At 74.5% G+C, this 26,979-nt stretch carries 21 protein-coding genes; 12 read left to right on the forward strand and 9 right to left on the reverse strand.

What is annotated here, in order from left to right:
* Positions 1 to 100: 100 nt before the first annotated feature.
* Positions 101 to 1,819, forward strand: coding sequence for an ABC transporter family substrate-binding protein (locus tag HNR70_RS10420; RefSeq protein ID WP_184325598.1), 1,719 nt, complete (start codon positions 101 to 103; stop codon positions 1,817 to 1,819).
* 269 nt (positions 1,820 to 2,088) lie between these two features.
* On the opposite strand, the gene HNR70_RS10425 is transcribed toward HNR70_RS10420, so the two are convergent.
* Both HNR70_RS10425 and HNR70_RS10430 read right to left on the reverse strand, forming a co-directional pair.
* On the reverse strand, positions 2,089 to 2,925 hold the full coding sequence (locus tag HNR70_RS10425) for a hypothetical protein (protein WP_184325599.1): 837 nt from the start codon (positions 2,923 to 2,925) through the stop codon (positions 2,089 to 2,091).
* A 35-nt stretch (positions 2,926 to 2,960) separates the two neighbouring features.
* The gene (locus HNR70_RS10430) at positions 2,961 to 4,226 is read right to left on the reverse strand and encodes a molybdopterin molybdotransferase MoeA (protein WP_184325600.1); all 1,266 of its coding nucleotides are present in this window, start codon (positions 4,224 to 4,226) and stop codon (positions 2,961 to 2,963) included.
* A 213-nt stretch (positions 4,227 to 4,439) separates the two neighbouring features.
* Between HNR70_RS10430 and HNR70_RS10435 the strand changes: the two genes are divergently transcribed.
* From HNR70_RS10435 to msrA, 8 genes are all read left to right on the forward strand, one after another.
* Positions 4,440 to 5,426, forward strand: a complete 987-nt coding sequence (locus HNR70_RS10435) for an NADP-dependent oxidoreductase (protein WP_184325601.1) — start codon at positions 4,440 to 4,442, stop codon at positions 5,424 to 5,426.
* A gap of 92 nt (positions 5,427 to 5,518) precedes the next feature.
* A complete protein-coding gene (locus tag HNR70_RS10440) occupies positions 5,519 to 6,802 on the forward strand; it encodes a class I SAM-dependent methyltransferase (protein WP_184325602.1) in 1,284 nt (427 codons plus the stop codon).
* Between the two features lie 16 nt (positions 6,803 to 6,818).
* Positions 6,819 to 7,610 carry a DUF4129 domain-containing protein gene (locus tag HNR70_RS10445; RefSeq protein WP_184325603.1) on the forward strand — a complete coding sequence of 264 codons (792 nt, stop codon included), beginning with the start codon at positions 6,819 to 6,821 and terminating at the stop codon, positions 7,608 to 7,610.
* Between the two features lie 10 nt (positions 7,611 to 7,620).
* Positions 7,621 to 8,130, forward strand: coding sequence for a hypothetical protein (locus tag HNR70_RS10450; RefSeq protein ID WP_184325604.1), 510 nt, complete (start codon positions 7,621 to 7,623; stop codon positions 8,128 to 8,130).
* Positions 8,127 to 9,212 carry an AAA family ATPase gene (locus tag HNR70_RS10455; protein WP_376768821.1) on the forward strand — a complete coding sequence of 362 codons (1,086 nt, stop codon included), beginning with the start codon at positions 8,127 to 8,129 and terminating at the stop codon, positions 9,210 to 9,212. The genes HNR70_RS10450 and HNR70_RS10455 overlap by 4 nt, the downstream gene beginning before the upstream one ends.
* A complete protein-coding gene (locus HNR70_RS10460; RefSeq protein WP_184325605.1) occupies positions 9,209 to 10,588 on the forward strand; it encodes a DUF58 domain-containing protein in 1,380 nt (459 codons plus the stop codon). The genes HNR70_RS10455 and HNR70_RS10460 overlap by 4 nt, the downstream gene beginning before the upstream one ends.
* Entirely contained in the window at positions 10,588 to 11,157 is a 570-nt protein-coding gene (locus HNR70_RS10465; RefSeq protein ID WP_184325606.1) for a hypothetical protein, read from the forward strand. The genes HNR70_RS10460 and HNR70_RS10465 overlap by 1 nt, the downstream gene beginning before the upstream one ends.
* A 53-nt stretch (positions 11,158 to 11,210) precedes the next feature.
* On the forward strand, positions 11,211 to 11,906 hold the full coding sequence (gene msrA / locus HNR70_RS10470) for a peptide-methionine (S)-S-oxide reductase MsrA (protein WP_184325607.1): 696 nt from the start codon (positions 11,211 to 11,213) through the stop codon (positions 11,904 to 11,906).
* Positions 11,907 to 12,116: 210 nt separating this feature from the next.
* Here msrA and HNR70_RS16230 read toward each other — a convergent pair whose 3' ends face one another.
* Positions 12,117 to 14,801, reverse strand: coding sequence for a S8 family serine peptidase (locus HNR70_RS16230; RefSeq protein WP_221421123.1), 2,685 nt, complete (start codon positions 14,799 to 14,801; stop codon positions 12,117 to 12,119).
* Between the two features lie 233 nt (positions 14,802 to 15,034).
* On the reverse strand, positions 15,035 to 15,868 hold the full coding sequence (locus HNR70_RS10480) for a hypothetical protein (protein WP_184325609.1): 834 nt from the start codon (positions 15,866 to 15,868) through the stop codon (positions 15,035 to 15,037).
* A gap of 189 nt (positions 15,869 to 16,057) precedes the next feature.
* Between HNR70_RS10480 and HNR70_RS10485 the strand changes: the two genes are divergently transcribed.
* Together HNR70_RS10485 and HNR70_RS10490 are read left to right on the forward strand one after the other, a co-directional pair.
* The gene (locus HNR70_RS10485; RefSeq protein ID WP_184325610.1) at positions 16,058 to 17,647 is read left to right on the forward strand and encodes an aspartate-alanine antiporter-like transporter; all 1,590 of its coding nucleotides are present in this window, start codon (positions 16,058 to 16,060) and stop codon (positions 17,645 to 17,647) included.
* 28 nt (positions 17,648 to 17,675) lie between these two features.
* Positions 17,676 to 19,142, forward strand: coding sequence for a DUF2079 domain-containing protein (locus tag HNR70_RS10490; protein ID WP_312857638.1), 1,467 nt, complete (start codon positions 17,676 to 17,678; stop codon positions 19,140 to 19,142).
* Positions 19,143 to 19,198: 56 nt separating this feature from the next.
* Here HNR70_RS10490 and HNR70_RS10495 read toward each other — a convergent pair whose 3' ends face one another.
* The 4 genes from HNR70_RS10495 to HNR70_RS10510 form a co-directional block, all read right to left on the reverse strand.
* Positions 19,199 to 20,104, reverse strand: coding sequence for a hypothetical protein (locus HNR70_RS10495; RefSeq protein WP_184325611.1), 906 nt, complete (start codon positions 20,102 to 20,104; stop codon positions 19,199 to 19,201).
* An 82-nt stretch (positions 20,105 to 20,186) separates the two neighbouring features.
* Complete coding sequence (locus HNR70_RS10500; protein WP_184325612.1) at positions 20,187 to 21,620, reverse strand: alpha/beta fold hydrolase; 1,434 nt, start codon at positions 21,618 to 21,620, stop codon at positions 20,187 to 20,189.
* Positions 21,617 to 23,953 carry a prolyl oligopeptidase family serine peptidase gene (locus HNR70_RS10505; protein ID WP_184325613.1) on the reverse strand — a complete coding sequence of 779 codons (2,337 nt, stop codon included), beginning with the start codon at positions 23,951 to 23,953 and terminating at the stop codon, positions 21,617 to 21,619. Before HNR70_RS10505 ends, HNR70_RS10500 begins: the two co-directional genes overlap by 4 nt.
* Positions 23,950 to 24,537, reverse strand: coding sequence for a hypothetical protein (locus HNR70_RS10510; RefSeq protein WP_184325614.1), 588 nt, complete (start codon positions 24,535 to 24,537; stop codon positions 23,950 to 23,952). Before HNR70_RS10510 ends, HNR70_RS10505 begins: the two co-directional genes overlap by 4 nt.
* 77 nt (positions 24,538 to 24,614) lie before the next feature.
* On the opposite strand from HNR70_RS10510, the gene HNR70_RS10515 reads away from it, so the two are divergent.
* Positions 24,615 to 25,832, forward strand: coding sequence for a glycoside hydrolase family 3 N-terminal domain-containing protein (locus tag HNR70_RS10515; RefSeq protein WP_184325615.1), 1,218 nt, complete (start codon positions 24,615 to 24,617; stop codon positions 25,830 to 25,832).
* A gap of 217 nt (positions 25,833 to 26,049) precedes the next feature.
* Here the strand turns inward: HNR70_RS10515 and thiD are convergent, their stop codons facing one another.
* Positions 26,050 to 26,925, reverse strand: a complete 876-nt coding sequence (thiD, locus tag HNR70_RS10520; RefSeq protein WP_184325616.1) for a bifunctional hydroxymethylpyrimidine kinase/phosphomethylpyrimidine kinase — start codon at positions 26,923 to 26,925, stop codon at positions 26,050 to 26,052.
* Positions 26,926 to 26,979 lie beyond the last annotated feature (54 nt).

Raw genomic sequence — 26,979 nt, forward strand, 5'->3', positions numbered from 1 at the left:
CCCGAGTTCCACCCATCGTCTCCCCGATCCGCAGTACCCACCCCGCAGGACCCGAGACCCCCGTGCACAGCTGCACACCTCACCAGGAAGAGAGAACCCCATGAAGATCACGAGCACTCGTCGTCTTTTCCTCGCCGGCACCGGCGTGGTCGGCTCCGCCGCCGCGCTGGCCGCCTGCGGCGGACAGCAGACCGCAGAGGAGCAGCAGTCCCAGGCCGCCGAGGAGAACTCGCAGGCCGCTGAGGAGCAGAGCGAACTGCCGGGCACCGCCTGGGAGCGCATGGACTACGACGAGGTCCCCGACGGCGGCACCCTGAAGAAGGCCATCCTCACGTTCCCCGCCAACTGGAACCGCGAGCAGGTCGACGGCAACAACGCCGACACCACCGAGATCGCTGCCCCGTGCGGCGCCGGCGCGGAGATCAGCATCGACGAGGCGGGCGAGAAGACCCTCAACCCCGATTACATCGAGTCCGCGGAGCTGACCAGCGAGGACCCGCAGGTCGTGACCGTGAAGTACAACCCCAACGCGAAGTGGGACAACGGCGACCCGATCGTCGTCGCGGACCTCATCGCCGCGTGGAAGGCGCTCAACGGCTCCAACGAGGAGTTCCTCGTCGTCTCGACCGTCGGCTGGGACCAGATCGAGTCGATCGAGCAGGGCGACGACGAGTACTCCGCGACGATCACCTTCGCCAGCCCCTTCATCGACTGGATCACCGTGCTCCACCCGGTCGCCCCGGCCGCCGTGTACGCGGACCCGGAGACCTTCAACACCGGCTACGCCTCCGAGCCCACCCCGGGCAAGGGCCCGTTCAAGGTCGCGAACCTCGACACCTCCGGCGGCGTGGTCACCCTCGAGCGCAACCCCGAGTGGTGGGGCCGCGCCCCGAAGCTCGAGTCCCTGATCTTCCAGGTCGTGGACCAGACCACCCAGCCGCAGTCCTTCGCCAACGGCGAGATCGACTGGCTGGACGTGGGCACCGGTGACGTGCTGTCCCAGGCGAAGACCCGCTCGGACGCCAACATCCAGACCTCCGGCGGTCTGACCTGGACCCACCTCACCCTGAACGTCAAGGGCGGCGGCGGTGCCCTGGAGGACGTGAAGGTGCGCGAGGCGATCGCACGCGGCATCGACCGCGACGCCATCGGCCGCGCCGTGGTGGGCCCGCTCGAGGCACCGATCGTGCTGGTCGACAACTTCGTGTACATGCCCGGCCAGGACGGCTACGAGGACTCCTTCGGCGGGCTGACGTTCGACGCCGAGGCCGCGGGCGCCCTGCTCGACGAAGCCGGCTGGGCCCTCGAGGGCGACAAGCGCACCAAGGACGGCAAGACCCTGGATCTGTCCATCGTGATCCCGGCGGACACCAAGTCGAACTCCGACCGCGCCCGCCAGGTCCAGACCAACCTCAACGCGATCGGCATGAACGTCGAGCTGCAGACGGTCCCGTCGGACGGCTACTTCCCCGACTACGTCATGCCGAAGTCCTTCGACATGGTGACCTTCTCGTGGGTCGGCACCGCCTACCCCGAGTCGTCCTCAGTGAACCTGGTCTACCCGCTCGACTCGGGCCAGAACTTCACCAACTTCGCCGACGACCGCCTCGGCCCGCTCAACGAGCAGATCAAGGCCGCGTTCGACGTCGACGAGCGCCACAAGGTCGCCAACGAGATCTCGACGATCATCGCCGAGTCCTTCGCGATCATCCCGCTCTACGCGACGCCGAACATCGTGGCGATCAAGCAGGGCGTGGTGAACACCGGTGCCTCGCTGTTCGAGACCACCGACTGGACCCAGGTCGGCATCTCCGCCTGATCCTCTGATCCCCGGAGGGGCCGGACCGCTGCGGCGGTCCGGCCCCTCCTGGCGTCTGCGGGGACGTTTCGTGGTGGCTGGGCCGGGGTGTCTGGGGTTGAGGGGCTGGGCCGGGGAAACAGGGCCACGGCTCGGCATTCACTGGCGCTCTGGCGATTGCTGGCGCCCTGGCACACTGCAGGCGCCCTACGCGCGAGCCTTGTCGTAAACCGCCCGCGAATGCACGGCCCCATCCCGTCGCGGCGGCCTGACCAGCCTGCCGAGCCGGCTCAGAGGAGCACGCGCAGGCCGGCGAGGGCCAGGCAGACCGCGACCACGGCGATCTCGAGCACGTTGGGGCGGGTGACCATGGCCTGCCCCGATCCGGTGCCGGCGGTGGCCCCGGCCGCGGCGGCGTCCGTCCCACCGGCTGCGTCCGTCCCCGTCCCGCGCTTCCCGGCGCGGGCCCGCAGCGCAGTCTGTTCGCGCCAGGCCTCGAACGCGTCCACGACCACGGCGGAGCGGGAGCGCTCCTGGTCGTGGACCAGTCGCTCAGGGGCAGTGAGGCGGCGTCCGCGCAGATCCTGCTCGCGCAGCACCGCCTGACGGCGCAGCGGGTTGTCGCGGCCGATGCCCGGTGCGTTCCATGCCGTGATCGTGCGGGCCCCCTTGTCTGTCGCGACGTCCAGGCGCAGCATCGCCCCGAGCCGCACCTGCTCGACCACGGCGAAGGGGATCAGGTGGGTGACGAAGACGTTGCGCACCTCGACCTCGTCGGGCCGCACCAGCACCCGCGGACGCCACAGCACCATCCACACCAGCGCCGCGATGAGCAGCAGCACCGGCAGGGCGAACACACCCTCCCAGCCGGCCCGGAGCACGGCGTCCAGCGTGAGCCCGAGCGCCATGAGCCCCACCACGATGCACAGCACCGTCGCCCCACGGGGGCGGAGCATGATCGCCGGGGTCGCGTCGGAGGCGGCGGCAGTGCCGGAGGTGCCGGAGTGGCGGGAGGCGCCCGACGGGTCGGGCGAGGTCGCGCCCGACGGACCGGGGGCACCCGACGGGTCGGGGACGCCGGGCGGTTCTGGCGTGGCGGCGTCGGACGGCTCGGGCGCGGAGGGCATGGGCCCACGGTAGTCGAGCGGCACCCTCCCGCCTCTCAGGCCGGGAGCGGGATGACTAGGGCGGTGTGCGCGAGCCTGTCGGCCGAAGCCCCGTCGCCGACCTGCGCGTCCCCGTCCAGGAGCACGAGCGCGTCGGCCCGTCCGTAGGGGGCGAGGCGTCGACCGGGCACGAGGTCCACGACCTCGCGGCCCGCCTCGTCGCGGCGCAGACGCCCGGCGAGCGCGTGCACGGCGCCGGGGCGCAGGCTCCCCTCGGAGGAGGTGTCGCCGAGGAGCACACGGCGCGGCGCGGCGCGCTCCCCCACGAGCAGCGGGCGCACGAACAGGTGGTGGCCCACGAGCGCGCCGACGGGCGTGCCGGGCAGATGGATGACGGGGGTGCCGCCGGGCAGGTGCCCGTACCCCTGGGGGCCGCCGGGGCGCAGGGCGACGTGCGCGAAGCGGGACGTGCCCTCACCGCGTTCGCCGAGCAGGGCCTTGACCACGTCGAAGGCGCCGTGGCCGATGCCGCCGGTGGTGATCACGAGGTCGGCATCCTCCGCGGCCTCGGCGAGCAGGGTGCGCAGCCGCTCCGGGTCGTCGCTGCCGCGTCGGGGCGGGAGGACGTCGGCCCCGTCGGCCTGCAGCGCCGCGGCGAGCATCGCGCCGTTGGACTCGCGGACGGTCCCGGCAACCTGTGCCTGCTCCGGGGCCTGCTCGTTCGCGGGGTCGGCGAGCTCGTCGCCGGTGACCACGACCGCTACCCGCAGCGGCGCCCGCACCGCGAGCTCCTGGATGCCGAGGGTGCGGGCGAGGCCGATGAGCCCGGCGCCGACGAGGTCCCCGGCGTCGGCGAGGAGCTGGCCGTCCGCGACCTCCTCGCCGATGCCGCGCACGTGCCGGTTCTCGGGAGGGAGGGCGTCGAGGGTGAGGGTGACGGCCGACGGGGCCGGGCCGAAGGGGTCGGAGTCGCTGCGCTCGACCTCGACCACGGCGTCCGCGCCGAGGGGCACGAGCGCGCCGGTCATGATGCGGGTCGCCGTGCCCGGGACGTGCTCGGGCACCGCGCCGGGACGGGCGGGGAGCTCGGAGGCGACCGGGAGGGTGGTGGCGCCGGGGGCGGTGAGGTCCGCGCGGCGCACGGCGAAGCCGTCCATCGCGGCGATCGGTGCGGAGGGCACCGGGGCGGGGCTGTGCACCGGTGCCGCGAGCTCGAGTCCGCGCGCCTGCTCGAGCGGGACCGTCCGGACGGTGCGGGGCGGCGCGATCGCGGCCAGCAGCTGCTCGCGCCACTGGCGGGGCGAGGGACGGTCGGCGGGCATGGTGCTCCTGGAGGGACGACGGCGAGGGCGCGCGCGAGGACGACGGCGAGGGGCGCTCCCGACATCCTCCCCCATCGCCCGCCGCCGGGTGTCCCGCAGCGTGGCGCGCCGCCCCGCCGCCCCTCCCCCGCGCCCCTGCGCTCCCGCCCCGCACCCAGCGATCCGCCAGGGACGTCATGGTCCGCAGTCAGGCTCGCGGTGCATCATGGGGTCATGCGCGAGATCCGATTCGACAGCTTCGGCGGCCCCGAGGTCCTCACCCTGCACACCGACGCCCCGACCCCCGAGCCGGGCCCGGACGAGGTGCTGGTCGAGGTCTCCTACGTGGGCCTGAACCCGCTGGACTTCAAGATCCGCGACGGCTCCTCCGGCCGCGCGAAGAACCTCGAGCTGCCCGCCGGGACCGGCCGCGAGATGGCCGGCGTGGTCATCGGCGCGGGCTCGGGCCTGGACGAGGCGGAGCTGGGCTCCCGCGGCCTCACCCCCGGCACGCGAGTGTTCGGCATGCGCGGCATGGGCGACAGCCGCGGCGTGGCGGCGGAGGTCATCGCCATCAGCGCCGACGACCTCGCCCCGATCCCCGGGGAGGTGCCCGACGAGGACCTGCCGCGCTGGGCGGGCCTTGCCCTCGCCGGCCTCACCGCCATCGCGACCGTGCAGGACGCCGCCCGCGTCGAGCCCGGACAGAGCGTGCTGGTCCACGGCGGCACCGGCGGCGTCGGCCAGCTGCTGATCCCGATGGCGCTCGAGGCGGGGGCGTCGGTGGTCCATGCGACCGGCCGGGCCGTGAACGCCGAGCGGATCCGCGAGCTCGGCGCGCAGCCCATCGCCTACGACGAGACCGACTGGATCCAGGCGATCATGGACGCGACCGACGGGAACGGGGTCGACGTCGTGCTCGACACCCACTACCACCACACCTTCCTGCCGAGCCTGGACGTGCTCGCGCCGGGTGGGCGCATCGTCGCCCTGCCCTCCCTCGCCGACCTCTCCCCCGCTCTCGAGCGCGGCATCGAGGCGCGGATCCCGCAGCTCGTCACGGGCCGGGACCGCCTGGACCAGCTCGCCCAGGGCATCCGCTCGGGACGGTTCCCGCTGGAGGTCTCCGAGGTGCTGCCGCTCGCGCAGATCGACGAGGCGCATCGCCTCCTCGAGGACGGCCACACCCGCGGCAAGATCGTCCTGGACGCCCGCGCCTGAGACCCCGCCCCGGCACCCCGCCTCGGCACCCCGCCTCGGAACCCCGTCCCGGCCGGTCCGGACCGCGGCGACCGACGGGTAGTCTGCTGGTCATGCCCGACCCCTCCCCCGACGACGCCGAGGCGGCCCTGCGCGCCCTGGAACCGGTGCTGCAGCCCGCCGGGTGGGCGCTGCTGAACTCCCTGCCTCCCTACAAGGAGGAGGACTCGCTGCGCCAGGCCGCCCGCCTGCGGGAGGCCGGGCACTCGCCCGAGCTGGTCTCCGCCGTGCTCACCCAGTCGCGTCTGCGCGCCCGCGGTGCCGAGAAGTTCGGCGAGTTCGCCTCGCGCATGCTGTTCACCCCGCACGGCCTCGAGCAGGCCACCCGTCTGCCGGTCGCGGCAATGCACGCCGAGCGCTTCCAGCGCGCCGGGGTCGCCTCGGTCGCGGATCTCGGCTGCGGGATCGGCGGGGACTCCATGGCGATGGCGGGCCTCGGCCTCGAGGTCCGGGCCGTGGACCGCGACCCGGTCACCGTCGCCGTCGCGACCGTGAACCTGCTGCCCTTCCCGAACGCCACCGCGCACCTGGGCCGGGCCGAGGGGCACGACCCCTGGGTAACTGAGGGGATCTGGCTGGACCCCGCCCGGCGCGCCCCCGCCCGCGGCGGCTCTCGGCGCCTGCACGACCCCGAGGAGTACGAGCCGCCGCTGTCGGCCGTGCTCGAGCTCGCCCGGCGCCTCGGCAGGGACGGGCAGGCGGGGCCGCTCGGTGCGAAGCTCGGCCCCGGCATCGACCGCGCCGCGCTGCCCGAGGACGTCGAGGTGCAGTGGCTGAGCTTCCACGGCCAGGTGCTCGAGGCGACCGCGTGGTGCGGACCGCTCGCCCGCGAGGGCGTGGGCTCCTCCGCGGTGCTCGTGGACCGCAGCGGCGCGCACCGCATGGACCGCCGCGCGGACGCCCCCGGCGATCCCGAGCCCGGCCCGCTCGGCGACCACCTCTACGAGCCCGACGGGGCGGTGATCCGCGCCGGGCTGATCGGCGAGCTCGCGGCCCGCCTGGACGCCCGCACCCTGGACCCCACGATCGCCTACCTCACCGCCGACCGCCGGGTGACCACCCCCTTCGCCCGCGGCTACGCGGTGCGGGACGTGATGCCCTTCGGGCTGAAGCGCCTGACCTCCTACCTGCGCGAGCACCGCCTCGGTGTGCTGGAGATCAAGAAGCGCGGCACCGCCGTGGAGCCCGACGAGCTGCGCCGCAAGCTGCGCCCCCGCCGCTTCGGCGAAGAGAAGGCGACCCTGATCCTCACCCGCATCGACGGGGAGCAGTCCGTGGTCGTCGCCTCCCCGCACACGGACCCCACCGGCGCCGGTTCCGGCCAGGACGCCGGCTGAGGGCGGCCGCGCTCCGATGACCTCCACGCCGCAGGACCCGCACCGCCGCAGGACCGACACCCGGACCGACGTCGCCCTCCCGGACCGCGACGAGACCGACACCGCCGGCACCACCGGGACCCCGCTCGGGCGGTGGCGCGCGGCGCTGCTCCTGCTGCTGTCCACGGCCGGGATCGCGCTGGTCGCCCTCGGCGCCGCCGCCCGCCGCGACCCGATCGGCACCTGGGCGGGCGGGACCGAGGGCACCTACCGCTGGAGGCCCGGACGGGAGCGGTACCAGGAGCCGGACTGGGCCACCTCCGACCTCACCACCGCGCCCCCGGACCCGCCCGGCACCGGCACGGCTCTGCTCGTCGTGCTGATCGCGGCCGGGGTCGTGGTGCTGCTGCTGGCGGTGTGGATCGCGCTGCGACTGCGGGCCCTCGCCCGCCCCCGCACCCCGCTCGCCGACCCGTCGGGCGAGGAGCCCGAACTCACCCCCGGCCAGGCACGCACCGCCCTGGAGACCGCGCGGGAGCACCTGTCCACCCTCCTGGACGCGCAGGACGCGGTGATCGCTGCGTGGCTCGCCCTGGAACGGGCGATCGCCGAGGCCGGGGTGCGCCGCGACCCCGCCCAGACCACCCTCGAATTCGTGCTCGCCGTGCTCGGCGCGCTGGCCCTGGACCGGGCGGCGCTCGAGGAGCTCGCCGGGCTGTACCGCCGGGCGCTGTTCGACCCGCAGCCGCTCACCGAGGCGGACCGCGACCGGGCCCTCACCCTCCTGGACCGGCTCACCGCCGCGCTCGAGACGGGAAGCACTCGATGAGGAGCACCCGATGACCCGCCGCGAGCTGCGCTCCCTCCTGCTGCGCACGGCGCTGTTCCTGGTCCTCGCGATCGCCGTGGTGGCCGTCGCCGGGATCGCCGGGCTGCGGATCCCCTGGCCTCTGCCGGTCTCCCTCGCCCTCGTCGCCGGGGCCGGGTCCTGGCTGCTGGACCGCGGCGTGGACCACGACGACCAGCTGGACGCCCCCGCCCTCGACCTCGACGCCGACTACGCCCTCCCCCACGCCCAGGACACGACCGTGCGGCGTCTGGAGGAGGCCGTCCACGGCGCCCAGCCCCGTCGGCGGATGACCTCCCGGGCCCTCGCCCGCACGCTCGGCGAGATCGCCGAGGAGCGCGAGCGCGACCCGGAGGCCCCGCCCCTGCCGCCGGACCTCGCACGCCTCATCGCGACCGCCCGCGAGCCCGACGCCGAGGCCCACCCCGTCGGCCCCATCGACCGCCGCACCCTGCACCGCTACCTGCACCAGCTCGCCGCGCGCGAGGAGAGGGAGAGATGACCGCGACCCCGCACGAGATGCCCGCCCCCGATCCCGAGCCCGCGCCCGCGCCCGTCGGCCCGATGGCCCCCGCGGAGGCGACCGCCGCCGCGAACGCGGTGCTGGACGCCGTGGAGACGGCCGTGGTCGGCAAGCGTGAGGCGCTCGAGCTGGTGCTCACCGGCATCCTCGCCGGCGGCCACGTCCTGCTCGAGGACCTGCCGGGCCTGGGCAAGACTCTCGCCGCCCGCTCCTTCGCCCAGGCGCTCGGCCTGCCCTTCACCCGCGCCCAGTTCACCCCCGACCTGCTGCCCGCGGACCTCACCGGCGCCGAGGTGTTCGACCAGCGCACCGGCGAGTTCGTGTTCCGGCCGGGCCCGGTGTTCACGGGGCTGCTGCTGGCCGACGAGATCAACCGCACCCCGCCGAAGACCCAGTCCGCCCTGCTCGAGGCGATGCAGGAGCGGCAGGTCTCCGTCGAGGGCACCACCCGCCCGCTCCCCCGCCCCTTCCACGTCCTGGCGACCGCCAACCCCATCGAGCACGAGGGCACCTATCCCCTGCCCGAGGCGCAGCTGGACCGCTTCCTGCTGCGGCTGTCCTTCGGCTACCCGGACCCGGCGCAGGAGTGGGACGTGGTCTCCCGCCGCCTGGACCGCCGACGCGAGGAGCAGACCGTGCCGCAGGTGCTGGATGCCGCGGGGCTGCTCGGCGTGCAGGCCGCCGTCGAGGAGGTCCACGTCGAGGACGCGGTCGGCCACTACGCCGTGGAGATCGTCGGGGCGACCCGCACGCATCAGAACGCCCTGGTCGGCGCGTCCCCGCGCGGCACCCTGGCACTGATCACCTGCGCCCGCGCCCTCGCCGTGCTGCGCGGTCGCACCTACGTGGTGCCCGAGGACGTCAAGGCCCTCGCCCATCCCGCGCTCGACCACCGCGTCACCGTCAAGCCCGAGCTGTGGCTGCAGAACGCGAGCGGCGCCGGCGTGGTCGACGCGGTGCTCGCCCAGGTCCCGGTCCCCGCCGCCCAGGAGCCGGGTGCCGCCGCGCAGGAGCCGGGCGCCGCCTCGCCGCACTCCGGCCAGGAGCCCGCCCGGTCATGACCTCCCGTCCCTCCGCAGCGCTCGTGCGCGCCGGCGTCGTCGGCGTCGTCGCGCTGCTGCTCGCCGTGCTGCTGGGCCGCCCGGCCCTGCTGCTGGCCGGGCTGCCGCTGCTGAGCTGGGCGCTCCTCGCGCAGGCGCTGCGGCTCGTGCGCGCGTCGGCCGACGGGGCCGGGCCGGCCGGGCGAGCGGCCGGTGGACGACCGGCCGACGGACGAGCGGCCAGCGGGCAGGCGGCCGACGTGCCCGCCCCGACCCTGCGCGTCGGCCGGCGCGTCCTCGAGGAGGGCGCGACCACCTCCCTCACCGTCACCGCCGCGCCGGGCCTGCTCACCGCCGTCACCGTGCCGCTGCCGCCGGATGCGCACCTCGCCCCGCGCCACGGCGCCGTCGCCGGGGACGGGGAGGCCACGCTGCGCGTCACCGCCCGACGCTGGGGCCGCATCCGCCTCGGCCCCGTGCACGTGCTGGTCGCCGATCCGCTCGGCGCCCACCGCGCCCAGCGCGTCCTGCCCGCGGCCGACGTGCAGGTCCTGCCCTCCTCGAGCGTGCTCGAGGGTCCGGTGCAGGTCCCCACCCCGATCGGGATCAGCGGCGCGCACCTCTCGCGCCGCCGCGGGGACGGCACCGCCCTGTCCGAGGTGCGGCCGTTCCGGCCCGGCGACCGGTTGCACCGTCTGAACTGGCGCATCACCTCCCGCACCGGCGAGCTGCACACCAACGCGACCTTCACCGAGCAGGACACCGAGGTCCTCATCGTCACCGACACCACCGTCGACGTCGCCCCTGCCCCGTGGGCGGGCGAGGACGCGCCGACGAGCCTGGACATGACGATCCGCGCCACCACCGCGATCGCCCGCCACCACCTCACCGCCGGGGACCGCGTGGCGGTCTTCGACCTCGGCCACCTCATCGGCCCGGTCCCCGCCGGCTCCGGACCCCGCCAGCTGCGGGTGCTCACCGCCGCCCTGTCCCGCGCGGGCCGCGACGACGGCGCACACCGGCCCGTGCGCCGCCTGCGCACCGTCCGCCCCGGCACCCTCACCGTGGTGTGCACGCCGCTGCTCGGCAAGGACGTCCTCGAGCAGATCGGGGTGCTCGTCGCCCACGGCGCGGACGTGCTCGTGGTGGACACGCTCCCGCCCAGCATCGGGGACCTCTCCGTGCTGCGCGGCCGTCCCGTCGCCTACGAGGGCTCCGCCCCGGACCGGTTCTGGCCCGAGGCGTGGGCGCTGCGGCGCCAGCTGCGGCAGCGGACCGTGCGCGAGCTGCGCGAGGCCGGGGTGCCGGTCACCGCGTGGGAGGGCCCCTCCTCCCTCGCCCCGGTGCTGCTCTCCCTCAGCGCCGCCCGCTCCGCCCCGCGACGGAGGAGGTCCTGATGCGCCTCGCCCATCTCGTCGACCCGCTCGCGGAGCGGCTGCTCGTGCTGCGCACCGTCAGCGGCACCCAGTGGCTGCTGCGGCTGACCGGCGCGACGACGAGCATCGCCGCACTGCTGCTCACCCTCGGCCCCGGCGCCTCCTGGCACCTGGGCTCGGCGCTCGTGACCCTGTGCGTCGCCCTCGCCGTGCTGCTCCAGCTGCGACACCCCGACAGCGACCTCGCCCTGATCGGACCGCTCGCGACGCTCGTGGGGCTGGCGACCCTCGGGGACCCGTCCGTGCCGCGCGCCGCCGGGACCGGGCTCCTGCTGCTGCTCGCCCACTCCGCCTCGGCGCTCGCCGCGACGCTGCCCCCGCACGGCCGCTTCGAGGGCTCCGCCTGGCGCCTCGCCGGCCGCGGTATGGTCGCGGTCCTCGCCCTCACCGTGCTGCTCGGCGGGCTCGTGCTGCTGCTCGCCGGGGTGCAGCTCGGCGCCTGGGCGATGGTGCTCGGCACCCTCGCGGCGATCGGGTTGCTGATCGCGGTGCTGCCCCGCACCCCGGGCGGGCCCGTCGGCCGGCCGTGAGAAGCCTCGCGGCGCCCTGCCATCGCACGCCGCGCAGGACTACCGTGGCGGACATGTGGCAGATGATGGACCTCCTGTACGCGCACAAGAAGGACATGGTCGCGCCGGAGGACGCCCTCGAGGGCCGGCCCGGCTACCCCTATCCCCTCGCGCGGGAGCACCTCGTGCTCGGCACCGACATGCTCGGCCCCGACGCCCCGACCGACCCCCGCCCCTGGCCCGCAGGCTCCGAGGAGCTGATCCTCGCCGGCGGCTGCTTCTGGGGCATCGAACGGATCGCCTGGGAGATCCCCGGCGTGCACACCACCTCCGCGGGGTACGCGGGCGGATACACCCCGCACCCCACGTACGAGGAGGTCTTCTCTGCCCGCACCGGCCACGCCGAGGCGGTGCGCGTGATCTACACCGGCGGCGAGGAGACCCTGCGCGCCCTGCTCACTGAGTTCTGGCAGCAGCACGACCCCACCACCGCCAACCGGCAGGGCAACGACGTGGGCACCGAGTACCGCAGCGCCGTGTACTGGACCACCGAGGCGCAGGGCGAGATCGTCCGCGCCTCCGCCGAGAGCTACCAGCAGGCGCTGGACGCGGCCGGCCGCGGTGCGATCACGACGGAGCTGTCACCGCTGGCCGAGGCCGGCAACGGTGAGTACTACACCGCCGAGCCCGAGCACCAGCAGTACCTCGCCAAGAACCCCGGCGGCTACTGCAACCACGGCTTCAACGGGGTGGCCTGCTCGCTGGGCTGAGCCTGTCTGCGGCACCTGTCCGAGGCGCGGCGCCGCCTGCAGAAAGGGTGTCAGGGCGCACGCCGTGACGATATTCATCGCACCGTCCGCTGAGAGGCCCCTTTCTGCAGATCGTCCCGGACACAGCGAAGGGCGGCCGTCCCCTATCGGGAACGGCCGCCCTTGCGGCGGTCAGGCACCTGCCGTCAGGCACCTGCGGTCAGCTCGGGATCAGTGGGACCCGGGCTTCGGCTTCTCCGAGTACTTCACGGTGAACGTGGGCGAGGTGTAGGTGTCCCAGTGCGCGGGGTTCTTCGGATCGCCGAGGGCGCGCAGCACCTTCATCTCCAGGACGTACTCACCGTCCTTGACGAACTTGGACTTGTCGTTCTTCAGCGCGTAGCTGCCGTCCCAGGTCCAGATCTCCGGCTCCGGCGAGCGGCCCAGGTGGTCCTCCGCCACGATCGTACCCACGGAGGGGTTCACGTTCTTGAGCTTGCCCTTGTTGCCGACCTCGTAGGCGGTGATCTCCACCCGCTCGACCGGGTAGGCGAAGCCGTAGACGAGGTAGGGCACGTCGCCGTTCTTCATGGTGTAGGTGTGGCCGTCCTCACGGACGAACCCGATGTACCCGTCGCCGGTGCTGGCGCCGAGGGTGGGCAGGTCCATGCCCATGTCGTCGAAGGCGGCGAGGGCCTGGTAGTCGCCGGACAGCCCGGCGAAGGGGACCACGAGGTCGTCGTCGGCGCCGGTCAGGGTGACCCAGCCGCCGTAGATGATGCCGTCCTCGCCGAAGTCCTCGCCGATCGTGACGGTGATGTCCGCGGAGCCGTTGGCGGGGACGGTGACCGTCGTCGCCGAGGACTCGAAGGTCGCCGGGGCGTCGTAGAAGGCCGGGTCCGAGGTCGGGGCGCCGGTGGCGATGCCGTCCTGGACGCCGACGTCGTAGGTCTTCTCGACGTCGGAGTCGTTGGTGACGGTGAGGGTGACGGACTTCGGTCCGGCCTCGCCCTCGCCGAGCGAGATGGACGGCTGCTCCACGCGGGTGGTGGCGTGGACAGCGCCGACCATGTTCAGCAGGCCCGCGCCCTGGCGGTGGACCGGCTCGAGGTAGCCCATGTCAGTGATGAGCGACCAGGTCAGCGGATCGGCCGAGTTCATCATCGCGGTCTTGACGTCCTGCGGGGACAGCTCCGGACGGGCCTGCAGCAGCAGCGCCGCGGCGCCGGCCACGTGCGGGGCCGCCATGGAGGTGCCGGACATCGAGCCGTGGCCGCCTTCCTCGAGCGGGAGGGTGGACCAGATGGAGCCGCCGGGGGCGGCGATGTCGGGCTTGAGCTGCAGCTCGGCGGTCAGGCCGTAGGAGGAGAAGTCCGAGACCAGACCCCCGGTCTCGTTCTCCAGGCTCGTGGTGTCGGACTCCCAGGTCCAGGTCACGGCGCCGGCGGCGAGCGCCTCCTGCAGGGCGAGGCCGTCGGCCTGGGTGAGCATGACGACCGGGATGGTCAGGGCCGGATCGCCCTCGACGGTGGGGTTCACCGCGCCGGGCTGGTTGTCGTACAGGATGACGGCGTCGTAGCCGGCCTGCTCGCCGGCGAGCGCCTTCTCGCGGAAGGAGCACACGCCGCGCTCGATCAGCAGCGCCTGGCCGGGGCCGGTGGCGGGGGTGACGGCCGACGGGTCGCAGGCGCGGGCCGCGTCGGTGTCCGGGGCACCGGCGGAGACGAGCGCGAGCTCGCCGGAGGTGGGCGGCTGCGGGGCGCCGCTGGCCGCGCTGTAGGCGCGCGGAGCGCCGGCGGCGGTGCCGTAGGGCGACTGCCGGACGGCGTTGTCCACGGAGGCGACGGTGATCGCGGAGGCGGACACGCCCGGGGAGCCGCTGGAGAAGGTGCCCGACTCGCCCTCGTTGCCGGCGGAGATCACCATGGTGACGCCGTTCGCCGACAGGAGGTCGCTCATCTGCGAGGTCGGGTAGTCCTGCCAGGTCATGAACGAGGCGCCGAGGGACATGTTGACCACGTCCGCGCCGTCCTCCATCGCCCGCTCCATGGCCTCGAGGATGATCTCGGTGTCGCTGGAGCCGTTGCAGCCGAAGACGCGGTAGGAGAGCAGGTCGACCTTCGGGGCGACGCCGATCACCTCGCCGTGGGCGCCGATGATGCCCGCGACGTGGGTGCCGTGGCCGCCGCAGTCGTCGGGGTACTGGTCGGGCACGGGGGCCAGGCCCTTGCTGGCGTCGTAGTCGTCGCCGACGAGGTCGTAGCCGCCCACGACCCGGGTGCCCGGGAAGTCCGCGGTCTCGTCGTTGACGCCGGAGCCGCCGAGGTCGGGGTTGTTGTAGTCGATGCCGGAGTCGATCACGGCGACGGTGACGCCCTGGCCGTTCAGGCCGTCGACCTGCTGGACCTGGCTGACGCCGGTCATGTCGTTGGCGTTGACGTCCTGCGGGGTCGCGTCGACGGGAGCGGGTGCAGGGACCTCGAGCACGGGGTAGACGGCGCGGACGCCGGAGACGGCGCGGAGCTTCTCGACGTCGGCGTCGTCCATCGCGACCGACATGCCGTTCCAGCCCGAGGTGAAGGTCTCCTGCACCTCGAGCGGGATCGACGCGGCCGCGGCGCGCTCGCGCACCTTCTTCTGGGAGTTCTCGGCGGAGGTGGCGGAGCCGCCGCGCAGCGTCGGGTCGCCCTCGACCTCGACGAGCCAGCGGCCGGAGATCGGGGTCTGCCCGGCGTCGATGACCTCCTGCGGCGGGGTGACGTCCACGCCCAGGTCGGAGGCGGTGCCGAGGAGCTCCGGCCCCGCACCGTCGGCGAGTGCGGGAGGGGTCGCGAGCAGGCCCGCGACGAGCGCGGCACCGGCGGTCGCGGCGAGCGCTCCGCGGGGTCGGGGCAGATCTGATCTGTGCAGGGGCATGGTCATCGTCCTTCAGGGAGGGGGAGTGCGCGGTGCGCGCGTCATTGCGCTTCCGGGGGACCGGGGTGCATCGCCTCCGGCATTTCATCATGTGATCCAACCCACCGCCGCCGTTCCCGGGAAAACGGTCTCTGCCGTTACCGATGCGTAATCTGCCGAGCGGTACTCCTCGAGGGTGCGTCTCCGGACCGCTTCCGCGTCAGGACTGCCGGCGCCTCGGGACCGCCGGCGCCTCAGGGCGTCTCGGTCTCCCGCGCGAGCGTGATCTCCTCGGGCCCGGGGAGCACGAAGCCGGGCAGCGCCAGCATCTCCAGGGCGTGCTCGAGGCGGGGCTCGTCGCCCGGGACCATCACGGAGAGCATCGAGAGCCGGCCCTCGTGGATGTGCAGCATGAGGGCGTAGCCGATCGCGCCGCGGCGGAAGTGCCCGGTCACGGGCCAGGTCTGCTGGCGCGGCACGGCCAGGCGCTCGGGCTCCTCGACGTGGAGGGTCACGTCCGCTCCCGCGTAGCCCGGGTCCAGCACCCGGGTGCGGGGAAGCTGCGCGCGCAGCGCCTCGGCGCCCGCGGGGGCGGGGCCCTCCGGCGGATCGGCGAGGAGGGCCTCGATGAGCGCCGCGACCTCCCCGGGCAGCTCCGAGGAGTCCGGCTGGTCGAACATCTCCTCGACCGAGCGGCCGTGCGGGGCGAGTTCGGCGAGGCTCGGCAGCGCGACCATGGCGGCGGCGCCCGCGGCGCCGAGCACCGCGAGGACGGGCCGGGGGTGGGGCACGCCGAGCTTCTGCAGCCCGTCGACCACCGCGCCGTCCACCCGCTCGAGCACGTCCATCAGTCCCAGGGTCACGCCGCCGGTGACGATCCCCTCGCGGGCCGGGTCCAGCAGCGCGGACTCGGGGTGGGAGGTGCCGGCGGCGAGCGCCCCGGTGAACGCCGCGACCCCGATCCGGTAGGCGCCGTGCGCCCAGGGGCCCAGGCGGCGGTGCTCCACGAGGGTCAGCGCGCCGGCGGCTCCAGCCGCGGCCGCCGCGGCGGCGGCCCGGCGCAGCCGCGGGGCGGACAGCGAGGTCATGGCGGAAGTCTAGGTCCCCGACCGACGGGGCCGCTGGGTCCCGGCCGCGAGGGTCCTGGGGGTCCTACAGGGGCGACCCACAGGGTCGGCCCACGGGGCGGCCGACGGGGCCCCCGCGGGATCCGCTCCGAGCCTGCGCGAGGGCCGGGGGTCCTTCCTGCGCGCGGGCCCCGGCACTAGCCTTCGACCATGCTCGACGTGCTCGCGTCCTCGCCCCTGCTGACCGTGTTCCTGGTGGTCTCGCTGGGCTCACTGCTGGGCTCGGTGAGGCTCGGACCGGTGCGCTTCGGCGCGGCCGGCGCCCTGTTCGTCGGTCTCGCGATCGGGGCGCTGGACCCGCGCCTCGGCGAGGGGCTGGGGCTCGTGCAGTCCGTGGGCCTGGCCCTGTTCGTGTTCACGATCGGTCTCGCGGCGGGCGGCTCCTTCTTCCGCGACCTGCGCACCCAGACCCCGCTGCTGGCCGGCGCCTCGGTGCTCCTGGTGCTCGTCGGGGCGCTGACGCTCACCGCCGGGAAGGTGCTGGGCCTGGATCCCGGGATCGTCGGGGGCCTCTTCGCGGGCATGCTCACCACCACCCCGGCACTGGCCGCAGCGACCTCCGCCCTGGACGGCGCGACCGCGCCGGCCGTCGGCTATGCGATCGCCTATCCCGTCGGCGTGCTGGTGGCGATGATGGTGCTGACCGTCGTGGCGCGGCGCCCTCTGCCCGGCACCAAGGACCCCGAGCCGCTCTCGGCCGGCGGACTGCTGGACATCACCGTCCACGTGGAGCATCCGATGCGGATCAAGGACATCCCCGGCATCGCCGTGACCCCGGGCCGCTCCGACGGCCAGGTGCGCATGTCCTACCTGCTGCGCGACGGCGCGATGCGCGTCGCACAGCCGGACGACGACCTCGAGCGCGGGGACCTCATGGTGCTGGTGGGGATCCCGGACGCGGTGCGCACCGCCGCCGAGGCCCTCGGCCACCGCTCTGCGCGTCACCTGGCCGACGAGCGCTCCGTCGTCGACCACCGCCGCTACGTGGTCTCCGACCCCCGCATCGCCGGACGCACCGTCGCCGAGCTGCGCGTCCCCGCCCGGCTCGGCGGGATCATCACCCGCATCCGCCGCGGCGACCGCGACCTGCTGGCGATGCCGGACATGACCCTCCGGCTCGGCGACCGGGTGCGGGTGGTCCTGCCCCGGGAGCGGCTCAAGGACGCCCGGCGCCTGCTCGGCGACTCGGAGAAGCGCGTCACCGAGGTCGACTTCGGCAGCGCGGGCCTCGGCGTCGCGATCGGCGTGGGCCTGGGGCTGTTGACCCTTCCGCTGCCGGGCGGGGCGGCGCTCGCCCTGGGCAGCGCCGCCGGGCCGCTGCTCGTGGGCCTGGTGCTGGGACGGCTAGAGCGCACCGGACCGCTGGTGTGGACCATCCCGGCGGCCGCGAACCTCACCATCCGCCAGCTGGGCCTGGTGCTCTTCCTCGCCGCCGTGGGCCTCTCCAGCGGTCAGGCCTTCGCCTCCCAGGCCTTCACCCTCACCGGTCTCGCGGTCGCCCTCACCGCCGCCGTCGTGCTGCTGCTGGGACTCGCGGCGTTCTGGGCGCTCGGGAGGGTGCTGGGGCTGTCCGCCCCGCGCACCGCCGGGGCGATGGCGGGCTTCGTGGGTCAGCCGGTGCTGCTCAGCCACGTCGACTCGCTCGTGGACGACGAGCGCACCGAGTCCGGCTACTCCGCGCTGTACGCGATGGGGATCGTCGTGAAGATCATCGTGGTGCAGGTGATCGTCGCGGTCTGAGGGCGAGAGCGCCGGTTACCCTCGTCGGGTGGATCCCCAGGCCGACACCCCTGTGACGCCGGCGCGCCCCGACCCCGAGAAGGGCGCGGCCGACGCGGCTGCCGCAGCTGACACGCGCCGCACCGTGCGCGCCCGCCGCTGGGTCCCGCCCACCCTCGCCCTGCTCGCCACCGCCGCCTACGGGCTGCTCGGCCACCTCCAGCTGCGCAACCTCGTGGCCGCCTCCTGGGACCTGGGCATCTTCACCCAGCTGCTGCGCGCCTACGGCGAGCTGCGCGCCCCGATCGTGTCGATCAAGGGCGACGAGGTGAACCTCCTCGGCGACCACTTCCACCCGCTGCTGGCGCTGATCGCCCCGGTGTGGTGGGTGTGGCCCGACCCCGAGGCGCTGCTGTGGACGCAGGCGGCGCTGTTCGGGCTCTCCGCGATCCCGCTGACGCGACTGGCGATCGACCGGCTCGGCCCCGGGCTCGGCAGCGTCGCGGGCGCCGCGTACGTGTTCTCCTTCGGGCTGCAGTCCGCGGCGGCCGTGCAGTTCCATGAGATCGCGCTGGCCGTGCCGCTGCTGGCCCTCGCCCTCACCGCCCTGCTGCGGGACCGGGTGCTCGCCGCGGCGCTGTGGGCGGCGCCGCTGGTGCTGGTCAAGGAGGACCTGGGGCTGACGGTCGCGGTGCTGGGCCTGGTGATCGCGCTGCGCGGGCGGGAGTACCGCCCGGTCGGCGCCGCACTGGCCGCCTGGGGCGCGGCCTGGTTCGTGGTGGCGACCTTCGTGATCCTGCCGGCGCTGAACACCGCCGGGCAGTACGACTACACCGACAACCTCGGCTCCCCGCTGGACGTGGTGTGGCCGCCGGTGAAGTGGCTGACCGTGCTCATGCTGATCGTGCTCGCGGGCGTGATCGGCGCCCGCTCCCCGCTGATCTGGCTGATGCTGCCGACCCTCGCCTGGCGCTTCACCGGCACGGTCGAGTTCTACTGGGACTGGTACTGGCACTACAACGCGGTGCTCATGCCGATCGCGCTGGCAGCGATGCTCGACGCGCTCGGTGACCGTCGCACGGGCCTGGCGACCTCGCTGCTGCGCACGGACGCGCCGCGCCCGGGCCGGACGGTGCGCCGCGCGGCGGTGGCGCTGTCCGCCGCGGTGACGCTGCTGCTCGGCCCGCAGCTGCCGCTGCTGGACGTGGTACGGCCCTCGAGCTGGGAGCTGACCTGGCGGGCCGAGCCCGCAGAGGGCGCCCTCGAGGCGGTGCCGGACGGCGCGGTCCTCGCCGCGGACATCACCCTGCTCGCCCAGGCGGTCCCCGACCACGACGTGCAGTGGCTGCACGGCCCGAACCAGCGGGTGCCCGACTGCATCCTCTCGGACTGGTACGCCTTCTCCTGGAACGGCATGCCGCCGGCGGATCCTGCGGTCTGGGCCGAGGAGCGCTGGGCCGCGACCTACGAGACGGTGTACGACGAGGGCGGGTTCACGGTCGCCTGCCGGCCGTAGCGCGAGCCCCGGGCGCGCAGAGCAGCAACCGTGCCCCTCCGCAGCTGTCGCTGCGCTCAGCCGTCCTGGCCCGAGGCATCGGGAGCGGTCGGCTCCCCCGGCGCGGGGTCCGACGGGCCGGGCTCGCCCGGCGTGGTGGACGGCTCCCCGGAGTCGCCCGGCTCCGCGGGTGCGCTCGGCGCCGGCGAGCTCGGGCCGGGGTCCGACGGGGCGGGCGTCGACGATCCGTCGCCGCCGCTGCCCGAGCCGCCGCTCCCGGATCCACCGCTGCTCGATCCATCGCTGCCGGAGCCACCGCTGTTCGAACCGCCACTGCTCGAACCACCGCTCCCGGACCCGCCGCTGCTCGAACTACCGCTGCCGGAACCCCCACTGCCGGAACCGCCGCTGCTCGAGCCGCCGGACGAGCCGGAGCCGCCGCGGCCACCGCTTGAGGACCCGGAACCGCTCGACCCGCTGGAGCTTCCGTTCCCGCCGGTCCCCGAGGAGCTGCCGGAGCCTTCCGCGCCGCTGCGGTCCCCGCTCGGGCTCGTCGCGGGCTCGGAGGTCTCCTCCGCGACCGGCGCGGTGCTCTCCGAGGCATCCTCGGTCGGCGTGGTCTCCTCGGTGGGTGCGGCCTCCTCGGTCGCCGGGGCCTCCGTCGGCGTGGGCGTCGGGGTCGCCGAGGGCGACTCCTCGGCCGACGGGGTCGCGGAGGGGGTGACGGCGGGAACGGGCGCGCCACCTCCGTCGGAGGCAGCAGGGGTCTCGGTCTTCGCCGCCGCGGGCGCGGGGGCCTCGTCGGCCGAGGTCGCGCCGGAGAGCGCGGAGAGCGGACCGATGCCGGCGGCCCCGAGACCGGTCACGCCGGCGACGCCGATCACGCTGGCCACGGCCAGGCCCCGCAGGAGGTGCTGCGAGGAGCGCAGCGGACGGCTGCTGCGGATCCCCGTGGCGCGCCGCAGCGACCGCTCTTCCTGCATCGGATCCCCCTGGTCGGAGCGTGGTGTCGTCAGGAGGAGCGTACGTCCCCGCGGGCCCCTGCGCCCGAGCGTCCGACGCGCATCACACCGGGTCCTCGCGGCCGGAGCCGTTGCGTCGGCCGCGGTGGGAGCGGGGGTCCACCTGGGCGCGCTCGAGAGTCGCGCGCTCGCGGTCCGCGCGGGCGCTCTCCAGGCGCAGCCGCCAGGGCGACCAGCGCTCGGCCGCGAGGGCGAGCTGCAGGCCGCGGGAGAGGGCGAGGTCGGTGGCCGAGGCGGGCAGCGCCGCGAGCCGGTCGGCGTGCGCGGGCAGGTGCTGGGCCATGTCGCAGGCGCTCCACCGGGCGGCGATCTGGAGGATCCGGCTGCGGGTGTCGAGCATCGAGTGCCCGGCCCTGGGGATCTCCAGCAGCGTGGCGCCGGGGATGCGGGCGGCGAGGTCCCGGGAGATCTCGGGCGGGGAGACGAGGTCGTGCGTGCCGGAGACGACGAGGGTCGGTGCGGTGATCGCGGGGGCGAGGGCGTGCAGGTCCAGCTGCTCCCCGGCGAAGGGCGGCACGGCGCGCGCCTCCTCCCCGGTGAGGATCAGCGGGTCGAGCGGTCCGCCATCGGCGTGGCTGCCGGACCCGAGCTCGGTGTGCAGGATCCGCGCCACCAGGTCGTGCTCGATCACGAAGGGGGTGGACTGGAGCCAGCCCTGGTTCAGGACCTGGCGCACGCTGGTCCAGGTGAGGTCGCCGCGGCCGACGGCCAGCAGGTCCACGAGGTCGCGGACCGCGTCGGGGCCGCCGTGCTCGTGGACGGCGAGGACCACGGGCCCCGCGCGGGAGACGTCCACCCGGCCCTCCTCGGCGAGGCGGCGCAGCACCTTCGCAGTCGAGGAGGTGGTCGGCTCCGTACCGTCCCAGTACAGCTCCCGCAGTCGGCGCTGTGCGATCTGCTCGTCGACCGAGGAGCTAAGCGGCGAGTCCAGCACGAGGGAGTGCACCCGCTCGGGGTGCAGCACGGCGACGGCCTGGGCGATGTAGGCGCCGTAGCCGGTGCCCACGAGCGCCGCCCGCTCGGCGCCTGCATGGTCTAGCACCGCGAGCACGTCGCCGATGACCTCGCGCAGGGTCATGGCGCGGGCGGGGAGGTCCCTCCCGGTCGTGTCCAGGCGCGAGAAGCCCACCCCGCGGTGCTCCATCATGAGCACGTCCACGCCGCGCGCGGCGAGGCTGCGGCGCAGCACGTCGTAGGGCAGCACGGAGGCGCGGGCGGGCCCGTCGGGCAGGATCAGCACCGGCACCTCGGGCTTCGCCGCCGGGACCGGCACGGCGCCCCTGGGCACCTTCGCGCGGCGGGGTCGGCGGGGCGTGGCCCGGGCGTAGCGCAGCGGGAACAGCTCGGGGCCGTCGGCGGAGACCTCACGGTACACCGTCATCAGGTCGTTGCGGATCTGCAGCAGCTCGTCCTGGGTGGCGCGCTCGATGATCTCCGCCGGACGCGCCCAGGGCGCGAGCCGTCCGGCCGGGCTCATGCCTCGCCCTCCCCCGCGTCCGCCCCGTCGGCCCGACCCTCGTCGGCCCCGTCGGCCCCGTCGGCCCCATCGGCCCCATCCTCGACGGCCGACGAGCCGATGGTGTCCCACAGGAACGTGTACAGCAGTGCGTTCATGCGGGCGGCCTGCTCGTTGGTGGCGGCGCCGCCGTGGCCGCCCTCGATGTTCTCCCAGTAGCGCACGTCAGCGCCGAGGGACTCCAGGGCCGCGGTGAACTTGCGGGCGTGGCCGGGGTGGACGCGGTCGTCGCGGGTGGAGGTGAGCACGAAGGTGGGCGGGTAGTCCTGCGCCGTCTCCTCGGCGAGCAGGTGGTACGGGCTGAAGGTGCGCACGAACTCCCAGTCCTCGCCGTCGGGGTCGCCGTACTCGGCCATCCACGAGGCGCCCGCCAGGAGGTGGCTGTAGCGCTTCATGTCCAGCAGCGGCACCTGGATGATCACCGCGCCGAACAGCTCCGGGTACTGGGTGAGCATGTTGCCGGTGAGGAGCCCGCCGTTGGAGCCGCCGCGCACGGCGAGGTGCGCGCGGTCGGTGACCCCGCGCTCGACGAGGTCCTTCGCGACCGAGGAGAAGTCCTCGTAGGCGCGGTGGCGGTTCTCCTTCAGCGCCGCCTGATGCCAGGCCGGGCCGTACTCGCCGCCGCCGCGGATGTTGGCGAGCACGTAGGTGCCGCCCCGCTCGAGCCAGGCCTTCCCGATCGCGCCGAGATAGGACGGGGTCAGCGAGATCTCGAAGCCGCCGTAGCCGTAGAGCAGGGTGGGGCGGGGCGCGGCGGGCCCGTCGGCCGCACGATCGTGCTCGCCGGACCTCTCCCCCGCCCCCTCACCCGCGCTCTCCCCCACCGGCTCCGTCTGGGATATCTCGAAGTAGGGGATGCGGGTGCCGTCGTCGCTGGTCGCGAAGTGCTGGGTGACCTCGAGCCCCTCGGCATCGAAGCGCGCGGGGGCGGCCTTGACCACCTCGAGGTCCCCGGCCTCGCCGCCGGCCGCGACCTCGGAGAGGTCCCCGAGAAGGAGGGTGGTCGGCTCGATGAAGCCGGTGACGGTCACCCACACCTCGTCGCTCTCCTCGGCGTCCACCGCGGCGACGCCGATCGAGCCGGTGAGCTCGGGGTACAGCTCTCGGCTGACCCACTGGCCCTGCTCGTCGCGGGTGTGCACCTCGAGGCGGTGCACGACGTCCTCGAGGATCGTGAGCACCACGGCCGTGCGGGTGATGGTCATGCCCGCGAGCGACGTGCTCGCCGTGGGCTCGAAGAGCATGTGGAGGTCCGGCTCGCCGTCCAGGAAGCGGGCGAAGTCGCCGACCACGAGGGAGCCCGCCGGGTAGGTCGACTCCCCCACCTCCCAGTCGCTGCGGGGGCTGAAGATACCCAGGTCCCGGTGGGCGTTGGCCTCGAGGTCGCGCGGCACGTCCACGGCGGTGAGGAGCGGCGGGTCCTCGGAGCGGTCGACCACATGGATCGTGTTGTCGTAGAAGGCGTGGGCCTCGATGACCCAGTCCCGCTCCCAGCCGGGGGTGGAGTCGTGGGCGGCGAACACGGCCATGTCCGACTCGGCGACCTCGTGGACCAGCTGCGCCTCGGACATCGGCGTGCCGCGGTGCCAGATCCGCGCCTGGCGGGCGTAGCCGGAGCTGGTCATGGTGCCCTCGCCGAAGTCGGTGGAGACCCACACGGTGTCGCGGTCGATCCAGCCGAGCGAGCCCTTCGCCTCGGGGCGCACGAAGCCTCCGTCCTCCGCGGGGACGAAGGAGAGGGTCTCGAGGTCGAACTCGCGGGTGACGTCCGCGTCCGAGCCGCCGTGGGAGAGGTCGATCAGGGCGTGGCGGTACGGCTCCCCGTCGGCCGCGCCGGCCGGGCGCAGCAGGCGCGCGCCGTGCCACACCCAGTCCTCGCCCTCGGCCTCGTTCAGCGCGTCGACGTCCAGCAGGATCTCCCACTCGGGCTCGTCGGTGCGGTAGGAGGCGAGGGTGGTGCGGCGCCACAGCCCGCGCTCGTGCTCGGCGTCGGTCCAGAAGTTGTAGAGGAACTCGCCGCGCTTGGTGACGCCGGGGATGCGGTCCTTGGCGTCGAGGATCTCGCGGATCTCGCGCTGCAGGGTCTCGGCGAGCGGGGCATCGGTGCCCGCGGCGTCGGCGCCCGCGGGATCGGTGACGGCGTCGAGCTCGGCCTCGGCGCGGGCGTTGCGCGCGCGGACCCAGTCCAGCTGCTCCTCGCCGGTGACCTCCTCGAGCCACAGGTGGGGATCAGTGCTGCCGTCGGGGGCAGGCAGCTGCGGGCCGGAAATGCTGGTCGCGGGGGTGCTGGTCATCGGGCGTCGTCCTTCTGCGCCTGCTGCGCGAGGTGGTCGGTGTAGTCGGCGAGGACGCGCTTCCACGCGGCCTTCCAGGCGTCGCGGCCGTCGGCCGTCTCGATGCCCTTGTGCTCGATCCCGAGGGTGCTGCGGCCCTCGTCCTTGGCGGTGATGTTCACCGAGAGGCGGGTGCCGTCGGTCGTCGCGGCGCGCCAGTAGCGCCACTTCGCGGTGTCGGTGAGGGTCGGCTCCTCGAGCCCGATCTCCTCGCGGCGCGCGGGGGTCATGAACGCGTCCCAGCTGTCGCGCACGGCGTCGGGGTCGCCCGACAGGGTGCGGGAGGCCGAGGCGGAGAAGTCCCCCTCGCAGCTCTGGCCCACCACGCGCCGGCCGATGATCTGCTCGTAGGCGACGGTGACGCCCTGCGCCCACCAGCCCTCCACGTCCCAGCGCTCGGAGAGCATCCGTGCGATCGCGGTGTGGTCGAGATCGGGGGCCCCGGCCTCGTCCAGCCGGGAGGTCCACCCGGCCAGGGCGGTGCCGGTGCCCTTCTCGATCCGGGCGGCGTGGGGATGCTCCGACGGGGAGATCGCGTGGGTCATGGGGGCAACCCTAACGGTCCCGGCGTGGCCCAGGTCTCGCTCGGCACTCGGGGGCGCGTGCGTGGAACACTGGCGGCATGCGACGACGTCACCTGCTCGCCCTCGCCCCCGCGGCCGCCCTGGCCGCCTGCTCCGCCGACGGGACGGGAGACGGACCGGACGGTCCGTCCGCCTCGGACGGCGGGTCGAGCGACGGCGGCGCCAGCAGCGGCGCGGGCACGCCGACGGGCGAGGCCACCACCACCCCGGAGACCACCCCGCCGCCCACCGCGGCAGAGATGCTGCTCGAGGACCTCACCCCGCGCGAGATCGCCGGACAGCTGGTGCTGGTGGGCATCCAGGCCGGCTCCGAGATCCCGCCCGAGGTGATCACCGAGGACCACGCAGGAGGGATCTTCCTGCTGCAGGTGTGGGAGAGCGCGGAGGAGGTGGACCGCACGGTCGCCGACGCCGCCGCGATGTCCCGCCCCGACCTGCCGCCGCTGGTGGCCGTGGACCAGGAGGGCGGGCAGGTGCGGATGCTCCGCGGGGACGCCGCGCGCCGCACCGCCTCGGCGGAGGAGCTCGGCGCCGAGGGGCTCGAGGCCGTCGCCGCCGCCTACACGAGCATCGGCGAGGACCTCGCCGCGCGCGGCATCCAGGTCGCACTCTCCCCCGTCGCCGACGTCGTCGACCCCGACCTCGGCAATGCCAATGAGCCCGTGGGTACGCTCGACCGCGGCTTCGGCACCGACCCCGAGGCCGTCGGCGACTGCGTCGCCGCCGCCGTGGAGGCGCTCGGCGAGCAGGGCATCGGCGCGACGCTGAAGCACTTCCCGGGCCTGGGGCGCGTGGAGCAGAACACCGACTTCTCCGCCGAGGGGATCGAGGACGACATCACCGGCCCCGACGACCCCTTCCTCGGCGCCTTCCGCGCCGGGATCGAAGCCGGCGCGCAGCTGGTGATGATGTCCTCTGCGATCTACCCGCGGATCGAGCCGGAGGTGCCCGCGATGTTCTCCGCCGCCGCGGTGCAGGACCTGCTGCGCGGGTCGCTCGGCTTCGAGGGGCTCGTGGTCACCGACGACATCGGCGCCGCGAAGGCCGTGCAGGACGTCCCGGTCGCCGAGCGCGCCACCCGCCTGCTGGCCGCCGGCGGCGACGCGGTCCTCACCGCCGACCCCTCCCTCATCGCACAGCTCGTCGACGCGATCGAGGAGTGGGCGGCCGCATCCCCCGAGCAGGAGCAGCGGGTGCGGGAGTCCGCCGGGCGGATGCTCGCGCTGAAGGAGCAGCTGGGGCTGCTGGAGGGATGAGCGGGGCCGCGGGTCAGGCTCCGCCTGTCGCTCAGGCTCCGCCCGCTCAGTCCTTGCCCGATCGACTGCGCTCCTCCCGGCTCGTCCCTCGCCAGTTCGTCGCTCAGGCTCCGCCCGATCGACTGCGCTCCTCCCGGCTCGTCCCTCGCCAGTTCGTCGCTCAGGCTCCGCACGATCGACTGCGCTCCTCCCGGCTCGTCCCTCGCCAGTTCGTCGCTCAGTCCTTGTCCAGCGTGATGAGGTGGTTCACCGGTCCGTAGCCGTCGCCGCCGCGGGTCAGTCGCCAGTCCTGGGCGTTCTCGGTGGCGCTGGCGACGAACTCGCGGGCCGAGGCGACGATGGTGACCAAGTCGTCGGCCGTCCCGGCCTCCCCGATCTCGTCGAGCTCCCCGACCCGGTCGAACTCGGCGATGCGCGCCACCTGGGCCGTGATCGCCGCGGACAGGGTGGTGCCCGCTCCGCGGACGCGCCTCCCGGTGATGCGCTCGGCGCGCAGGAGGTCGGTGCCGCCGGGATGGACGAGCAGGTCCACGACGTCCTCGCCGGGGAGGCGCCCGCCGGTGATCAGCACGGTGTCCGGGCCCGTGGCCTGCAGCGCCAGGGCCTGGTCGCGCATCTCGTCGATGGAGGTGGCGAGCGGCCGGCCCAGCAGCTGCGCGGCCTCGGCCATGTTCAGGCTGAGCACGTCCGCCAGCGGCAGCAGCGAGGTCCCGACGGCGGCGGCGCCCTCGGCGGAGATCAGCGCGGTACCGTCGGCGCTGACCATCACCGGGTCCAGCACGATCACGCCGAAGCGGTCGCGATGCGCACGCACAGCCGCGGCGACCTCCTCGACCACCGCGGCGCTGCCGAGGGAGCCGATCTTGGTGGCGTCCAGCAGCAGGTCCTCGGCGACCGCGTCGATCTGGGAGCGCACCACCTCGCGCGGCAGCGGATGCACCGAGCGCACACCGCGGGGCGAGACGGAGGTGACCATGGTGACCGCCGAGGCGCCGTAGGAGCCCAGCGCCGTGAAGGTCTTCAGGTCCGCCTGGACGCCGGCGGCGCCGTCGGACTCCGAGCCGGCGATGGTCAGGACGAGGGGCGGGCGCATGCGGTCTCCATCTCACGGCGGGTGGGCTCTGGCCTGCCGGTGCTCCCGGCCTGC

This window comes from Brachybacterium aquaticum (assembly GCF_014204755.1).
GTDB classification, from domain to species: domain Bacteria; phylum Actinomycetota; class Actinomycetes; order Actinomycetales; family Dermabacteraceae; genus Brachybacterium; species Brachybacterium aquaticum.

What these genes read in the sequence shown, in the direction of transcription:
- HNR70_RS10420 (WP_184325598.1), top strand. Translation starts at nt 101, where the DNA reads ATGAAGATCACGAGCACTCGTCGTCTTTTCCTCGCCGGCACCGGCGTG.
- HNR70_RS10425 (WP_184325599.1), bottom strand. Translation starts at nt 2,925, where the DNA reads ATGCCCTCCGCGCCCGAGCCGTCCGACGCCGCCACGCCAGAACCGCCC.
- HNR70_RS10430 (WP_184325600.1), bottom strand. Translation starts at nt 4,226, where the DNA reads ATGCCCGCCGACCGTCCCTCGCCCCGCCAGTGGCGCGAGCAGCTGCTG.
- HNR70_RS10435 (WP_184325601.1), top strand. Translation starts at nt 4,440, where the DNA reads ATGCGCGAGATCCGATTCGACAGCTTCGGCGGCCCCGAGGTCCTCACC.
- HNR70_RS10440 (WP_184325602.1), top strand. Translation starts at nt 5,519, where the DNA reads ATGCCCGACCCCTCCCCCGACGACGCCGAGGCGGCCCTGCGCGCCCTG.
- HNR70_RS10445 (WP_184325603.1), top strand. Translation starts at nt 6,819, where the DNA reads ATGACCTCCACGCCGCAGGACCCGCACCGCCGCAGGACCGACACCCGG.
- HNR70_RS10450 (WP_184325604.1), top strand. Translation starts at nt 7,621, where the DNA reads ATGACCCGCCGCGAGCTGCGCTCCCTCCTGCTGCGCACGGCGCTGTTC.
- HNR70_RS10455 (WP_376768821.1), top strand. Translation starts at nt 8,127, where the DNA reads ATGACCGCGACCCCGCACGAGATGCCCGCCCCCGATCCCGAGCCCGCG.
- HNR70_RS10460 (WP_184325605.1), top strand. Translation starts at nt 9,209, where the DNA reads ATGACCTCCCGTCCCTCCGCAGCGCTCGTGCGCGCCGGCGTCGTCGGC.
- HNR70_RS10465 (WP_184325606.1), top strand. Translation starts at nt 10,588, where the DNA reads ATGCGCCTCGCCCATCTCGTCGACCCGCTCGCGGAGCGGCTGCTCGTG.
- msrA (WP_184325607.1), top strand. Translation starts at nt 11,211, where the DNA reads ATGTGGCAGATGATGGACCTCCTGTACGCGCACAAGAAGGACATGGTC.
- HNR70_RS16230 (WP_221421123.1), bottom strand. Translation starts at nt 14,801, where the DNA reads ATGCCCCTGCACAGATCAGATCTGCCCCGACCCCGCGGAGCGCTCGCC.
- HNR70_RS10480 (WP_184325609.1), bottom strand. Translation starts at nt 15,868, where the DNA reads ATGACCTCGCTGTCCGCCCCGCGGCTGCGCCGGGCCGCCGCCGCGGCG.
- HNR70_RS10485 (WP_184325610.1), top strand. Translation starts at nt 16,058, where the DNA reads ATGCTCGACGTGCTCGCGTCCTCGCCCCTGCTGACCGTGTTCCTGGTG.
- HNR70_RS10495 (WP_184325611.1), bottom strand. Translation starts at nt 20,104, where the DNA reads ATGCAGGAAGAGCGGTCGCTGCGGCGCGCCACGGGGATCCGCAGCAGC.
- HNR70_RS10500 (WP_184325612.1), bottom strand. Translation starts at nt 21,620, where the DNA reads ATGAGCCCGGCCGGACGGCTCGCGCCCTGGGCGCGTCCGGCGGAGATC.
- HNR70_RS10505 (WP_184325613.1), bottom strand. Translation starts at nt 23,953, where the DNA reads ATGACCAGCACCCCCGCGACCAGCATTTCCGGCCCGCAGCTGCCTGCC.
- HNR70_RS10510 (WP_184325614.1), bottom strand. Translation starts at nt 24,537, where the DNA reads ATGACCCACGCGATCTCCCCGTCGGAGCATCCCCACGCCGCCCGGATC.
- HNR70_RS10515 (WP_184325615.1), top strand. Translation starts at nt 24,615, where the DNA reads ATGCGACGACGTCACCTGCTCGCCCTCGCCCCCGCGGCCGCCCTGGCC.
- thiD (WP_184325616.1), bottom strand. Translation starts at nt 26,925, where the DNA reads ATGCGCCCGCCCCTCGTCCTGACCATCGCCGGCTCGGAGTCCGACGGC.